General features: G+C 63.7%; 11 protein-coding genes. 8 read left to right on the plus strand and 3 right to left on the minus strand.

The genetic code is table 11. The features are described 5' to 3' along the window. Nucleotides 1–5 precede the first annotated feature (5 nt). The 8 genes from mutL (at nt 6) to LE416_RS01425 (ending at nt 11,410) form a co-directional block, all read left to right on the plus strand. Nucleotides 6–2,126 (plus strand): DNA mismatch repair endonuclease MutL, encoded by a 2,121-nt coding sequence (gene mutL / locus LE416_RS01390; RefSeq protein WP_225046709.1) that lies wholly within the window; start codon nt 6–8, stop codon nt 2,124–2,126. Nucleotides 2,127–2,216: 90 nt separating this feature from the next. After that, a complete protein-coding gene (gene ruvA / locus LE416_RS01395) occupies nt 2,217–2,795 on the plus strand; it encodes a Holliday junction branch migration protein RuvA (RefSeq protein ID WP_225046710.1) in 579 nt (192 codons plus the stop codon). A gap of 37 nt (nt 2,796–2,832) precedes the next feature. Next, on the plus strand, nt 2,833–3,834 hold the full coding sequence (gene ruvB, locus LE416_RS01400; protein WP_225046711.1) for a Holliday junction branch migration DNA helicase RuvB: 1,002 nt from the start codon (nt 2,833–2,835) through the stop codon (nt 3,832–3,834). A 13-nt stretch (nt 3,835–3,847) separates the two neighbouring features. Continuing rightward, the gene (queA, locus tag LE416_RS01405; RefSeq protein ID WP_225046712.1) at nt 3,848–4,882 is read left to right on the plus strand and encodes a tRNA preQ1(34) S-adenosylmethionine ribosyltransferase-isomerase QueA; all 1,035 of its coding nucleotides are present in this window, start codon (nt 3,848–3,850) and stop codon (nt 4,880–4,882) included. Nucleotides 4,883–4,895: 13 nt separating this feature from the next. Further along, nucleotides 4,896–6,038, plus strand: coding sequence for a tRNA guanosine(34) transglycosylase Tgt (gene tgt, locus LE416_RS01410; protein WP_225046713.1), 1,143 nt, complete (start codon nt 4,896–4,898; stop codon nt 6,036–6,038). Between the two features lie 76 nt (nt 6,039–6,114). Continuing rightward, a complete protein-coding gene (gene yajC, locus LE416_RS01415; protein WP_225046714.1) occupies nt 6,115–6,474 on the plus strand; it encodes a preprotein translocase subunit YajC in 360 nt (119 codons plus the stop codon). 867 nt (nt 6,475–7,341) lie between these two features. Continuing rightward, a complete protein-coding gene (rny, locus tag LE416_RS01420) occupies nt 7,342–8,898 on the plus strand; it encodes a ribonuclease Y (RefSeq protein WP_420844374.1) in 1,557 nt (518 codons plus the stop codon). A gap of 487 nt (nt 8,899–9,385) precedes the next feature. Beyond that, nucleotides 9,386–11,410 (plus strand): KUP/HAK/KT family potassium transporter, encoded by a 2,025-nt coding sequence (locus LE416_RS01425; protein WP_225046716.1) that lies wholly within the window; start codon nt 9,386–9,388, stop codon nt 11,408–11,410. 57 nt (nt 11,411–11,467) lie between these two features. Here the strand turns inward: LE416_RS01425 and LE416_RS01430 are convergent, their stop codons facing one another. From LE416_RS01430 to LE416_RS01440, 3 genes are all read right to left on the minus strand, one after another. Next, nucleotides 11,468–12,478 carry a DUF4179 domain-containing protein gene (locus LE416_RS01430; RefSeq protein WP_225046717.1) on the minus strand — a complete coding sequence of 337 codons (1,011 nt, stop codon included), beginning with the start codon at nt 12,476–12,478 and terminating at the stop codon, nt 11,468–11,470. Next, complete coding sequence (locus tag LE416_RS01435; protein WP_225046718.1) at nt 12,471–13,001, minus strand: sigma-70 family RNA polymerase sigma factor; 531 nt, start codon at nt 12,999–13,001, stop codon at nt 12,471–12,473. The genes LE416_RS01430 and LE416_RS01435 overlap by 8 nt, the downstream gene beginning before the upstream one ends. A gap of 165 nt (nt 13,002–13,166) precedes the next feature. Beyond that, nucleotides 13,167–13,655: a DUF2798 domain-containing protein gene (locus tag LE416_RS01440; protein WP_225046719.1), complete on the minus strand. Its 489-nt coding sequence runs from the start codon at nt 13,653–13,655 to the stop codon at nt 13,167–13,169. Between the last annotated feature and the right edge of the window lie 250 nt (nt 13,656–13,905).

Here is a 13,905-nt window from a genome sequence, read left to right on the forward strand (position 1 = left end):
CGGAGATGCCGAAAATTCACGAGTTACCGGAGACCTTGGCCAACCAGATTGCGGCCGGGGAAGTGATCGAGCGCCCGGCCAGCATCGTCAAGGAGCTGGTCGAAAACAGCATCGACGCGGGCGCAACGCAGGTCGACATCCTGATCGAGGAGGCCGGCCTGCGCACCGTGCAGGTGATCGATAACGGCGCCGGCATCGAGGCCGAAGACGTCTCGACCGCCTTTTTGCGCCACGCGACGTCCAAAATCCTGACCACCCGCGACCTGTTCAACGTGCACTCCCTTGGTTTTCGCGGCGAGGCGCTGGCCTCGATCGCGGCGATCGCCGACGTCACGCTGACTACCGCGACCGACAACGGCCTGGGCACCAGTGCCCACCTGCGCGGCGGCGAGCTTCTAGACCAGCACACCACCGCCGCACGGCGCGGGACGCAGATCACCGTCCACGACGTTTTCTACAACACGCCGGCGCGCCTGAAGTACGTCAAGTCGCAGGCCACCGAGCTGTCGCGCATCGCCGACATCGTTAACCGCCTGGCGCTAGGTCACCCCGAGGTTGCTTTCGCACTGAAGAACGGCGAGAACCTGATGGTCAAAACGGCGGGGCACAACGACCTCCAGCAGACCATCGCCGGCATCTACGGCGTGGGCGTCGCCAAGCGGATGGTGCAGGTTGCGGCCGCAGACGACGACTTCAAGGTTCAGGGCTTCACCAGCATGCCCGACACCACCCGTGCCAGCCGCAACTACCTGAGCCTGATGATCAACGGGCGCTACATCAAGAACTACCAGCTGACCCGAGCGCTGATCGCCGGCTACGGCTCCAAGCTGATGGTCGGCCGCTACCCGGTCGCCGTGATCGACGTGACCATGGATCCGCTGTTGGTCGACGTCAACGTGCACCCGACCAAGCAGGAGGTGCGCCTGAGCAAGGAAAACCAGCTCGCCGCGCTGCTTCAGCAAGCGGTGGCCGGCAAGCTCGGCGTGCAGAACCTGATTCCGGACGCGGTGGCAAACCTGCCCAAGCACACGCGGCTGAACCTCGACCAGCTGACCATGGACCTGAACGCGGCCTCGACCGCCTCCCTGGTGGCCGAGCCGCGCGGGCCGCAGCCACCGGCCGCGGCGCAAGACGACCTGCCGTTTGCCGATGTGCCCGGAACCACCGGCCGGACGTCGGGTCGGCCGCAGCCGGCGCCGAGGCGTGGCACCGTGGCCGGCAACCCGGCGGGGGACCGGCGGGCAACGCAGGCCGGCGCCGCCGCACCGGAACCGCGCGCGCCTCAGCACGCCGACGTTGCCGCAGCGGCCGAACGGCCCGCAAACGGCGCACGCCCGACCCCGCAGGCACCGGATCCGACGGCCGCTCCGTACGGCCTGGCCATCACGGATCTTTCGGCTCAGCCGATTTTCAACGACCCTGAGGCCCTGGCCGCCTGGGACGCGCGCTACCAGGACCAGCCGAGGCCGGCCGTCGCGGCGGTGCCGGACCTGGCGCCGGTGCAGACGCCGGCCAAGCGCTTCCCGACCCTGCGCTACCTGGCCCAGGTCCACGGCACATACCTGCTGGCGGAGGCCGACGACGGGTTGTACCTGCTCGACCAGCACGCCGCGCAGGAGCGCGTGAACTACGAGCACTACCGCGTGACCATCGGCCAGGTTGCCGACGATCAGCAGGCGCTGTTGGTGCCGCTGGTGCTCGACTACCCGGCCTCCGACGCCGTGGCGATCCGCGCCCACCGCGCGGTGCTCGAGGGCGTCGGCATCTTCCTCGAGGATTTTGGCCAAAACACGTTCACCGTGCACCAGCACCCGACGTGGATGCAGCCGGGGCGCGAGGAGGCGACCATCCGCGAGATGATCGACTGGGTGCTGCGGGATGGCAAGGTCACGGTCGCGCAGTTCCGCGAAAAGGCGGCGATCATGATCAGCTGCAAGCGGGCGATCAAGGCCAATCACCACCTCGACGCCGCGCAGGCCAAGGCGCTGATCGCCGAGCTGGCGAAGGTGGAGAATCCGTTCAACTGCCCGCACGGCCGGCCGGTCCTAGTCCACTTCAGCAACACCGACCTGGAGAAGATGTTCAAGCGCATCCAGGACAGCCACGAAAGCTACGGCCAGGCCTGAGCCCGGCCGCCGTCCGGTTTCACCACCGCGCGCGCTGTGCTACAATGGACCAAACACATGTACTGCAAGCGCAGCGAAAGGCGGTAACTCATGTACGAATACCTCAAGGGCACCGTGGCGGCGATCACGCCGGGCTTTCTGGTGCTCGACGTCAACGGCGTCGGCTACCGGCTCTTGGTGACCAACCCCTACGCCTACCAGGTGGGGGCGGCGGCGACCGTGTACGTCCAGCAGATCATCCGCGACAACGACGAGTCGCTTTACGGCTTCACCAGCGCCGCGGAGAAGCAGACCTTCAACCAGCTTCTGACGGTGACGGGCATCGGCCCCAAGTCCGCGCTGGCGATCCTGGCCAACGCCAACACCGACGGGCTGGCGTCCGCCGTCGCGTCGGGCGACGTCACCTACCTGACCAAGTTCCCGGGCATCGGGAAGAAAACGGCCCAGCAGATCATCCTGGATCTCAAGGACAAGCTGGCCGCCCCGGCCGGCGACCTGTTCACCCCGGCGGCGCCGGTCGCCGACCCGGCCCTGAACGACGCGCTGGCGGCGCTGGTCGCGCTGGGCTACCCGGACAAGGCGGTCGCCAAGCTCGGCCCGAAGCTGACCAAGCTCGGCGCCAAGACCACCGACGCCTACCTGCGCGAGGGATTGAAACTGCTGAGTTAACCAGCGGCGACTTGTAGTTCGAGAAAGGAGGGCCACTGTGGCTGACGAAAGGATTGTCGACACTGCCGCCGACCTTGGCGACGACGCCGTCGAGCGCTCACTGCGCCCGCACCGGCTGGCGGAGTACATCGGCCAGACCGCGGTCAAGAACCAGCTGGCCGTGTACATCAAGGCCGCCAAGAAGCGCGAGGAGGCACTGGATCACGTTCTGCTCTACGGCCCGCCAGGCCTGGGCAAAACGACCCTGGCCTTGGTGATCGCCGCGGAGCTTGACGTGCACATCCGCACCACCTCGGGGCCGGCGATCGAGAAGCCCGGCGACTTGGTGGCGCTGTTGAACGAGCTGCAGCCGGGCGACGTGCTGTTCATCGACGAGATTCACCGGCTGCCCAAGATTGTCGAGGAGATGCTGTACTCGGCGATGGAGGATTTTTACATCGACATCGTGGTCGGGCAGGGCCCGACCGCGCACCCGGTGCACTTCCCGCTGCCGCCGTTCACGCTGATCGGCGCGACGACGCGGGCGGGGATGCTGTCGGCGCCTTTGCGCGACCGCTTCGGCATCACCGAGCACATGGCGTACTACCGAGACACTGAGCTCCAGCAGATTGTGCTGCGTTCGGCGGACATCTTCGCCATGCAGCTGCCGGCGGACTCCGCGCTTGAGATCGCCCGGCGGTCGCGCGGCACGCCGCGCATCGCCAACCGCCTGCTGCGCCGCATCCGCGACTTCGCGGACGTCGCGGAGCAGGCGGTGTCCGTGGCCATCGTTGATCACGCCCTGGATCAGCTTCAGGTTGACCAGCAGGGGCTCGATCAGATCGACCGCAAGATGCTCATGATGATGATCCGCGACTACCAGGGCGGCCCGGTGGGGTTATCCACCATCGCCGCCAACATCGGCGAGGAGACGGCCACCATCGAGGAAATGTACGAACCTTACTTGCTGCAGATCGGCTTTTTGAAGCGGACGCCGCGCGGGCGCATGGTCACCCCGGCCGGCTTCGCCCACCTCGAACAACCGTACCCCATTCAATGATTGGAAGGTAATCATGTTAACCACCGAAGACTTCGACTACGACCTGCCCCACGAACTGATCGCCCAGACCCCGCTTGAAAAGCGCGATGCCAGCCGGATGCTGGTGATGAACGCCGAGACCGGGGCGCTTGAAGACAAGCACTTCTACGACATTCTCGACTACCTCAACCCGGGTGACGCCGTGGTGATGAACGACACCCGCGTGATGCCGGCGCGCCTGTACGGCACCAAGCCGGACACCGGCGCCCACATGGAGGTGCTTTTGTTGCGCAACACCGAGGGTGACCAGTGGGAGACCCTGATGAAGCCGGCCAAAAAGGCGCCGGTGGGCACGGAAATCGACTTCGGCGACGGCCTCTTGACCGCCACCGTCGTCTCCGAGCTCGAGCACGGCGGGCGCATCATCGAGTTCCACTACGACGGCATCTTCATGGAGATCCTCGACCAGCTCGGCGAGACGCCGCTGCCGCCTTACATCAAGGAGAAGCTCGACGACCCGGAGATGTACCAGACCGTCTACGCCAAGGAGATCGGCTCCGCGGCCGCGCCGACCGCCGGCCTGCACTGGACGGAGGAGCTGCTCGCGGCGGCTCAGGCCAAGGGCGTGCGCCTGGTGTACCTGACGCTGCACGTCGGCCTGGGCACCTTCCGCCCGGTGTCAGTGACCAACATCGAGGACCACAAGATGCACAGCGAGTTCTACCGCTTCTCCCAGGAGGCCGCGGACACGCTGAACGACGTCCGGGCCCACGGCGGGCGCATCATCGCCACCGGGACCACCTCGATTCGCACGCTTGAGACCATCGGCACCAAGTTCGACGGCAAGCTTCAGGCCGACTCCGGCTGGACCGACATTTTCATCAAGCCGGGCTACCGCTGGCGCGCCGTGGACGCCTTCATCACGAACTTCCACCTGCCCAAGTCCACGCTGGTGATGCTGGTCGCGTCCTTCACCGGCCGCGAGAACATCCTGAACGCCTATCAGCACGCCATTGAGGAGCGCTACCGCTTCTTCAGCTTCGGCGACGCGATGTTCATTCACAAGTAACCAAGGAGGCCCCATGGAACCTGCGATCAAGTACCGCCTGCTGCACGTTGACAAGCACACCGGCGCTAGGCTCGGTGAGCTGATCACCCCGCACGGCACCTTTCCCACCCCGATGTTCATGCCGGTCGGCACCCAGGCGACGGTGAAGACCATCGCGCCCAACGAGCTGGACGCGATGGGCGCCAGCGTCATACTGGCCAACACCTACCACCTGTGGCTTAGGCCCGGCGAGGACCTGGTCCAGGAGGCCGGGGGGCTGCACAAGTTCATGGGCTGGGACAAGGGCATCCTGACCGACTCCGGGGGCTTTCAGGTGTTCTCCCTGGCGCACATGCGAAACATCACCGAGGAGGGCGTGCATTTTCGCAACCACCTGAACGGCGCGAAGATGTTCCTGTCGCCGGAAAAGGCGATCGCGATTGAAAACGCGCTGGGCCCGGACATCATGATGAGCTTCGACGAGTGCCCGCCGTTCTTCGAGAGCTACGACTACGTGGCCAAAAGCGTGGCGCGCACCAGCCGCTGGGCCGAGCGCGGCCTGCGCGCCCATCAGAACCCAGAGCGGCAGGGGCTGTTCGGCATCGTTCAGGGCGCGGGCTTCCGCGACCTGCGCGAGCAAAGCGCCCGCGATCTGGTCAGCCTGGATTTCCCGGGTTATTCCATCGGCGGCCTGTCCGTCGGCGAGTCCAAGGAGGAGATGAACCACGTCCTGGACTTCACCGTGCCGCTTCTGCCGGACACCAAGCCGCGCTACCTGATGGGGGTCGGCTCGCCCGATGCCCTGATCGACGGCGTGATCCGCGGCATCGACATGTTCGACTGCGTGCTGCCGACGCGCATCGCGCGCAAGGGCACAGCGATGACCAGCCACGGCCGGCTGGTGGTCAAAAACGCGCAGTACGCCCGCGACTTCACGCCGCTTGACCCGGACTGCGCCTGCTACACCTGCACCCACTTCACCCGCGCCTACCTGCGCCACCTGATCAAGGCCGACGAGGCGCTCGGCGAGCGGCTGTTGTCCTACCACAACCTGTACTTCCTGCTGCACCTGATGCAGCAGGTGCGAGCCGCGATTGCCAGCGATTCGCTGCTGGATTTTCGCCGCGATTACTTCGAGCAGTACGGCTACAACAAGCCCAACGCCCGAAACTTCTGACCTTGGGCGGTGGTTAATTGCCCGCGAATTTGGTACAGTGTAGAGTGAACTAAATCAGAAAACGAGGTGCCTCAATTTGGGAAGTAGTTTTTCAATGATCATCGTGCTGGTGCTGATGTTCGGCTTCATGTACTTCGGCATGATGCGGCCGCAAAAGAAGCAGCAGCAAAAGCGTCAGGAAATGCTCAATGCCATGAAGAAGGGTGACAAGGTCGTGACCATTGGCGGCCTGCACGCCGTGGTCGACAGCATCAACGATGCCGATCAGACCGTCGACCTCGACGTCGATGGCGTGTACCTGACCTTCAGCCGCACGTCCATCCGCAGTGTCAACGAAACCGCCACGCCGGCGGCAGCCAAGCCCGCCCCGAAGAAGGACGAGAAGGCCGACGACGACCAAGACGACGACAAGGGTTACTCCGAAGACGACAAGTAGCAACGATAGCGGCCAGCTTGGCCGCTTTTTTTGATACCAGGGCGGAGCGCGGCGAACTTAGGCCGCCGTCCAGCGTAAGGCACGTCGGTGGGCCGGGCTATGGCCCAGTGACGCGCCTTAGCTGGACGAGCGGCCGTTGCCGAGCGGAGCCCGACGACAACCAGGGCGCCGCGCCGCGGAGCCCGACGATGCCAGGGCGGAGCGCGGTCGGGCTCCGACCCGGGCACGCCACTTCTTACGGCTCCGGGCCGGGGCAATGGTCCGCGTGCGGCTCCCTGGAGCCCAAAGTACGCTCTCCAGACCCGCCGTTGCTGTAGACCGGCAGAAGCGGCCGGTCAACAGCAATTTCACGCTGGCTCGCCCCGGCCCTACGCCTCCAGCAGCGGCGCGCCCGGGCCTCCGCCCTACACAGTGGTTTGCCATTGTGTTGTAAGTCAGGTGCGAAATCAACTATGCAGGGCGAAGTCCGAGCATACGTCAGCGGGGATAGTGGCCGTTGCCTTACTCGTGTCACTTGTGGGACTGCACGAACGGCGTCATCGGGTTGAAATCGTGGCATGTTGCTATGAACCACTTCTCGCGAAAGTCATGCGCGTCTCGGCCCGGCGATCGCGGATTTTCGACCCGGCACGCACGGCATTCGAGCGACCGTTATTTTTTCGGCGGGGCACCGTGCCACAGCGTCGTATCGACGCCGACCGCCCGGCTTTTCGCCCCGCTGGCACGCCGACGTGACACCGCATCCAAGTTGACACATGTTCATCAAACCGCTACAATCAGTGAGTGTAATAATTTACAAAATAATACAGCATCAAAGCATGGCACCACATGATGAGATGATGCGGAGGTGACAAGATGAGCGCAGAAATGCTGGTCTCGATAATCCTCGCCGTCATCGCTTTAGCCGTGGGAGTACTCCTCGGGATCAAGATCCAGACCGATCGTCACAACAAGGCGGTCGATCAGGCCCACACCAGTGCGGCCGGGATCATCGAGACCGCGAATAAGGAAGCCGCGACCCTGAAGAAAGAGAAGCTGGTTGAGGCACGCGATGAAGCCCATCGCTACCAAAGCCAGGTCGAAGCCGAGCTGAAGGACCGGCGCACCGAGGTACAACAATCGGAGCACCGCCTGCTGCAGCGCGAGGAAACTCTGGATCGCCGCGACGACACGCTGGACCGCAAGGAAACCAGCCTGTCGAATCGGGAAGGAAACCTGAACCAACGGCAAACCCGGCTGGATGCCCGTGAAAAGGACATCGAAGCCGCGATCACGCAGCAACAAACTGAGCTCGAGCGCATCGCCGAAATGACCAAGAGTCAGGCGCGCGAGCGGATCCTCACCGAAACAAAGACTGAACTTGCGCATGAACGCGCAAAACTGATCAAGGAAAGTGAAGACGAGGCCAAGGAGACGGCCGACCGCGAGGCGAAGACGCTGATCGCGGACGCCATCCAGCGCAGTGCCTCGGACATCGTGGCGGAAACAACCGTGACGGTGGTCACCCTGCCGAACGACGACATGAAGGGTCGCATCATCGGCCGGGAAGGGCGCAACATTCGCACACTGGAGACGCTCACGGGGATCGACCTGATCATCGACGACACCCCTGAGGCGGTCGTTTTGTCTGGTTTCGACCCGATTCGCCGGGAAATCGCGCGCATCGCCCTGGAGAAGCTGATTCAGGACGGGCGCATTCACCCGGCGCGGATCGAGGAAATGGTCGACAAGGCACGCAAGGAGATGGACGAGCGCATCCGCGAAATCGGTGAGCAGGCCATTTTCGACGTCGGCATTCACAACATGCACCCGGATTTGATCAAGAAGTTGGGGCGGCTGCACTTCCGCACCAGTTACGGCCAAAACGTCCTGGATCACTCGATTCAGGTGGCCAAGCTGGCCGGGGTGATGGCGGCCGAATTAGGCGAAGACGTGATCATGGCGAGACGCGCAGGATTATTGCATGACATCGGGAAGGCCATCGACCGAGAAGTCGACGGCTCCCACGTGGAAATCGGGGTCGAACTGGCCACGAAGTACAAGGAACCAAAGGTCGTAATCAACACCATCGCCTCGCACCACGGCGATGTGGCTCCGACCAGTGTCATCGCGGTTCTGGTCGCCGCGGCCGACGCCATTTCGGCGGCGCGGCCCGGCGCCCGTTCCGAGACGCTGGAGAACTACCTGCACCGCCTGGAGAAGCTCGAGGCCATCGCCAACAGCTACGAGGGCGTCGACCACAGCTTCGCCATTCAGGCGGGGCGTGAGGTGCGCGTGATTGTCAAGCCAGAGGCCCTGTCCGACGAGGAGTCGGTGGTCCTGGCGCGCGACATCCGCAACCGAATTGAAAAAGAGCTCGAGTACCCCGGCCACATCAAGGTGACCGTGATTCGCGAGAAGCGCACGGTCGAGTACGCGAAGTGAGCCAGGCGGCGGTCCCCATTGGGGGCCGCCGTTTTGCGTCCCAGGGCGGAGCAAGGCGTACTTAGGCCACCGGGTAGCGTAAGGTCAGCGCTTGGGCCGAACTTTGGCCCGAGTGCTGACCTTAGCTGGACGAGTGGCCGTTGCCTTGCGCAGCCCGACGATGACCAGGGCGGAGCCGGGCGCACTTAGCGGGGCGCATAGCGTAGCGGTGGGGCTTGGGGCGCACTTGGCCCTAAGCGCCGGCGCTAGCTATGCGAGGCCGCGTTGCCCGGCGCAGCCCGACGATACCCAGAGCGTAGAAGCGCGCACTTGCCGGGCCGGATTGCCCCGCCCGAACGCTTGGGCTGGGCGGCGCGGGCGGCCGCTGTGGTATGCTTAACTCGGCGCACGGTGGGCGAAAGCCCGGGCGCGACAACCGCGGGACCGCGCTTGACGCGCCCGGGCCAAGCGTCTATCATGACGTCTTGTTAACAACAGGAGGATAATCATGTCACCAATGAAAAAACGGATCAGCGCCATCGGCATGCTGGTCACGCTGGGCATCGTGTACGGGGACATCGGCACGTCGCCTCTGTACGTGATGAACGCCGTGATCGCCGACGCCGGCAAGGTGTCGGCGCTGACCCCGGAGTACATCATCGGCGCGATTTCTTTGATTTTCTGGACGCTGATGCTTTTGACCACCATCAAGTACGTCATCCTCGCGATGCGCGCGGACAACAACGGTGAGGGCGGCATCTTCGCCTTGTACGCGCTGGTGCGCAACCACGGCGCGTGGCTGGCGGTGCCGGCCCTGATCGGCGGCGCGGCGCTTCTGGCCGACGGCACGCTGACGCCGGCGGTCACGGTGACCAGTGCGGTGGAGGGGCTCAAGGGCCAGACCTTTGGGCCGTTCCAGTTCTCCGATTCGCAGATGGTGGTGCTGGTCATCACCAGCACCGTGCTGCTCGCGCTGTTTCTGATTCAGCGCTTCGGCACGGCCAAGCTCGGCAACGCGTTCGGGCCGGTGATGCTGATCTGGTTCCTGTTTCTCGGCATCGCCGGGCTGGCCCACATGAGCGGCCACCTCGAAGTGCTGCGGGCGCTGTCGCCGCGCTACGCCGTGGCGATTCTGTTCTCGCCGGCCAACAAGGTCGGGCTGTTCTTGCTCGGGAGCATTTTCCTGGCGACGACCGGGGCCGAGGCGCTGTACTCGGACATGGGGCACGTCGGCAAGTACAACATCTACCTGACCTGGCCGTTCGTGTACGTCATGCTGATGCTGAACTACTTCGGGCAGGGCGCCTGGCTGATCAGCCACTACCAGGACGCGGCCTACGCGAACATGACCACCATCAACCCGTTTTACGAAATGCTGCCGCACGAGCTGCGGCCGTTCGCCATCATTCTGGCGACCTTCGCGGCGATCATCGCGTCGCAGGCCTTGATCACCGGCTCCTACACGCTGGTGCACGAGGCAATCAGCCTGAAGTTCCTGCCGCGCATGCGCATCACGCACCCGTCGACGGCCAAAAGCCAGATCTACATCGGCGGCGTCAACTGGTTCCTGTGCCTGGTGACGATGAGCGTCGTCTGGTACTTCCGCACCTCCAAGGCGATGGAGGCCGCGTACGGCCTGGCCATCACCGTGACGATGCTGATGACCACCTTCCTTTTGTTCGAGTACCTGTCGGGCAAAATCGGCCGGCTGCGCGCCGGACTGATCACCGGCTTCTTCGGGGTGCTTGAGGCGATGTTCCTAGTTGCCAGCCTCGTCAAGTTCATGCACGGCGGCTACATCACCCTGGTGATCATGCTGCTGATTCTGGCCTTGATGCTGATCTGGTTCTTCGGCAACAAGTCGCGCGAGCGCTACCAGGGCGAAAGCGAGTACGTGCACCTGAACGACTTCGTGCCGCAGCTGGTTGCGCTGTCCAAGGATGAGCGCGAGCCGCTTTTCACCACCAACCTGGTGTACATGACCAAAGTCGGCGCCGACTACCGGCTCAAGCGCACCGCGCTGTACTCGATTCTCGACAAGCAGCCCAAGCGCGCCGCCGTCTACTGGTTCGTCACGGTCAACGAGACCAACAAGCCCTACGACATGCGCTACACCGTCGACCTGCTGCACACCCGCAACGTGATTTCCGTTCAGCTGTACCTAGGCTTTCGCACGTCGCAGCACGTCAACGTCTACATCCGCCAGATCATCAACGACCTGCTGACGGCGGGCGTGATCGACCCGCAGCGGCCGCAGTACACGACGCTTGAGGATCGCCAAGTCGGCGACTTCAAGTTCGTCATCATCCGCGAGCGGCCGCAGGGGATGCCGACCCAGGACATTCCGGCCTGGCGCCGCTACCTGATCTCCGGCCGCCTGTGGCTCCAAAACGTGACGACCAGCCCCGCCGACTGGTACGGCTTGGAGTTCAGCAGCGTGGTGGAGGAAACTGTGCCGCTGTTCATCCACGAGCCGCGCGAGATGTACTTCACGGACCACAAGATTCTCAACCCCAAGCCCAAATCGAAGTAACGCCAAAAATCGCGCCATCCGCAGTCAGCGGGTGGCGCGATTTTTTAGTGATGCGGGTTACGGCCACAAGACGATGGACTTGACCACCTCACGGGCACTCCGTTCGCCCTTGACGAAGTAATCCACCTGCACGCGGTAGGCTTGGCCTTGCACCGGCATCTTGGTCAGGGCCAGCGAAGTGAGCCTGCCGTCGGGACCACCAAGCTGCATCCCGTCGCTCATGTCGATCAGCGAGTGACCCTGTGCGTCTTGAATGCTCATGATGCCGATTTCGCCCGTCTCACCGTGCTCGTATCGCGAGTCGCCAGTGGCCCGGTACTGCAGCTCGGCGCCGTGGGCGTACTTGATCACGGCCACAGGCGCCACGGTGAGACCGGGCACCCCGAAGTCGTAGGTTGCACCATCCAGCTTGGTCACGACCGGTGCCGGTTGGCTCATCTTCAGGTCGAAGTTCCAGCGGCCGAAGACGCCGCCGAGCTCCTGGATACGAATCGGTAGGGTGACTTGGTTTGGCGCGGTGTTGCCGGTTGCCTTGTACAAAAGCCGGAAGCGGTAGCCGGTCTTGGTCTCCTGGAAGTCGTAGGTGTCGTTGAAGAAGTGCTGCTTGGCCGTGCTTGCGGCGTAGTAGGACAGCTCGTGCTCGCCGTTCATGTTGATCTGGCGCTCGGTCATGCCGGTGATCTCGCCGGTGACGCTGATGATTTTACCGGCGTAGTAGGCTTCAACCAAGTGAACCGTGATGCCATGCGAGGTTGCGGTTTGGTTGAGGCTCTTGGCCACGCCGTTGACGTGAAAGGTGGTGGCGTTCACGTCGTTGCCGTTGCGCAGGTAAAAGGCGGCCAGCCAGCCGACGTTGTCGAAGGCCTGGCCGACCTGGGGCACGAAGGCGGTCAGACCGGCGGTGGTCAGGGCCAGGGCGGCGGCCGCGGCGAGCAGCACGTTGCGCACGCGGTGTTTGCGCGGCGCCTTTTTCACCCCCTGCGCCAAGGCGTCGTGAACCAGCGCCTCTGGCACCGGAATCTGGTCGAACTCGTCGTGCAGCAGCTGACGGTCTCGTTGGTCATCCAAAGTAATCTCCTCCTAAAATGGTGCGAAGTGCGAGGCGACCGCGGCGCAAGCGCGTCTTGACGGTGGCCTCTGGGACGTTGAGCAGCCGGCCGATTTCTCGCGTCGGCAGGTCTTGGTAATAGAATAATTGCAGCGCCTGGCGGTACTCCGCCTTCAGCTGGGTGAAGGCGGCCAGCAGGTCGAGGTGCTCGGTGGTGTTGACCGGAGGCGCGGCCAGCGGCTCGCCGGCGTCTGCCGTCGGTTCCTCGCTGGCCCGCAGCGCGTAGACGCTTTGGGCCTGGCGAATCAGGATGCGGGTGTACCAGGTGAAAAACAGTTGGGGCTCACGCAGCTTGCGCACGGCAACCACCGCCTGCGTCGTCGCCTCCTGCAACACTTCCAAGGCGTCTTGCGCGTTGCCGACGTACAGGTAGGCGGTGCGGTACAGGTAGGCGCTGCGACCGTCCAGCAGTTGCAGCAGGGCGGTGCGGTCGCCACGCACGGCTCGCGTGGCGAGCTTCAGTTCAAGGTCATTCAGTGGCATGTGCGACCCTCCTTTCGCCCAGTTAGTGGCCAAAACGGCCCGAATGGTTTCACGAGATAAATATATTTTTCGCCCGCGGTCCTGTCAACGCTCTAGCGCCGTGGCCGGACACCAAAAAGCGGCGGCTCCTCGGGTGAGGAACCGCCGCTTGCGCGAAGGTGTGGGTTAGTCGGCGTCGGCCGGCGCGGTGGTGCCGGCGGCCTGAAGCGTCGCCAGGGCCTTGCGGGCGATCGGGCCGACGATGATCAGCTGCAGCGGCAGCGCCATCAGCAGGTTGAAGCCCCAGGTGTGCAGGTAAGTCAGGGCGAGGTTGCCGCCGAAGTGCTGGGTGACGATGATGCCGAACGCGGACATCAGCGTGACCATGCCGGCGACCATCAGGCACGAGATCCAGATGCCGATGACGATCGGCGTCTTTTCCATCTCAGGCTTGAAGATGCGAGTGAAAAACAGCTTCTTTGCCAGCGGCCCGACCAGGCCGAGGTCGAGGATCAGGGCGACCAGAAGCGCGAGCGGGTAGCCGCGCAGCACCTCGAGCACGTACCCGGCGCTGAAGCCGTCGGCAAGGGCGACGTTGTAGCCCGCCATCACCAGCACCATCAGGCCGGCCATGATGAGACTGAAAAACAATTCTTCTTTGAAGTTCTTAGGCAAGTGAGACTCCTTATGTGGCCAGGGATTTTGAGCTGTAGATTCCATACGCACCCATTGCGACCACGACAAGATAAAAGTCTAGCAGAAAATTTCACGCCGCGTAAGCAAAAGTTTCAGAAAATCTCGATTGAGGATAAGTGCCCTAGCTAGGCAAGCCGTCCCGCTAAGCCCGCGCTTCTGCGCCCTGGAACACAAAAAAGCCGCCATGGGTGGTGGCGGCTAAGGAGTAAGGATTGACCGACGAGTGGGT

This window comes from Lacticaseibacillus kribbianus (assembly GCF_020180945.1).
Classification (GTDB): Bacteria; Bacillota; Bacilli; order Lactobacillales; family Lactobacillaceae; genus Lacticaseibacillus; species Lacticaseibacillus kribbianus.

Bases quoted from the DNA above. Each gene is read 5' to 3' on its own strand.
- tgt (WP_225046713.1), top strand. From the start codon at position 4,896: ATGGAACCTGCGATCAAGTACCGCCTGCTGCACGTTGACAAGCACACC.
- LE416_RS01435 (WP_225046718.1), bottom strand. From the start codon at position 13,001: ATGCCACTGAATGACCTTGAACTGAAGCTCGCCACGCGAGCCGTGCGT.
- LE416_RS01425 (WP_225046716.1), top strand. From the start codon at position 9,386: ATGTCACCAATGAAAAAACGGATCAGCGCCATCGGCATGCTGGTCACG.
- rny (WP_420844374.1), top strand. From the start codon at position 7,342: ATGCTGGTCTCGATAATCCTCGCCGTCATCGCTTTAGCCGTGGGAGTA.
- queA (WP_225046712.1), top strand. From the start codon at position 3,848: ATGTTAACCACCGAAGACTTCGACTACGACCTGCCCCACGAACTGATC.
- mutL (WP_225046709.1), top strand. From the start codon at position 6: ATGCCGAAAATTCACGAGTTACCGGAGACCTTGGCCAACCAGATTGCG.
- ruvA (WP_225046710.1), top strand. From the start codon at position 2,217: ATGTACGAATACCTCAAGGGCACCGTGGCGGCGATCACGCCGGGCTTT.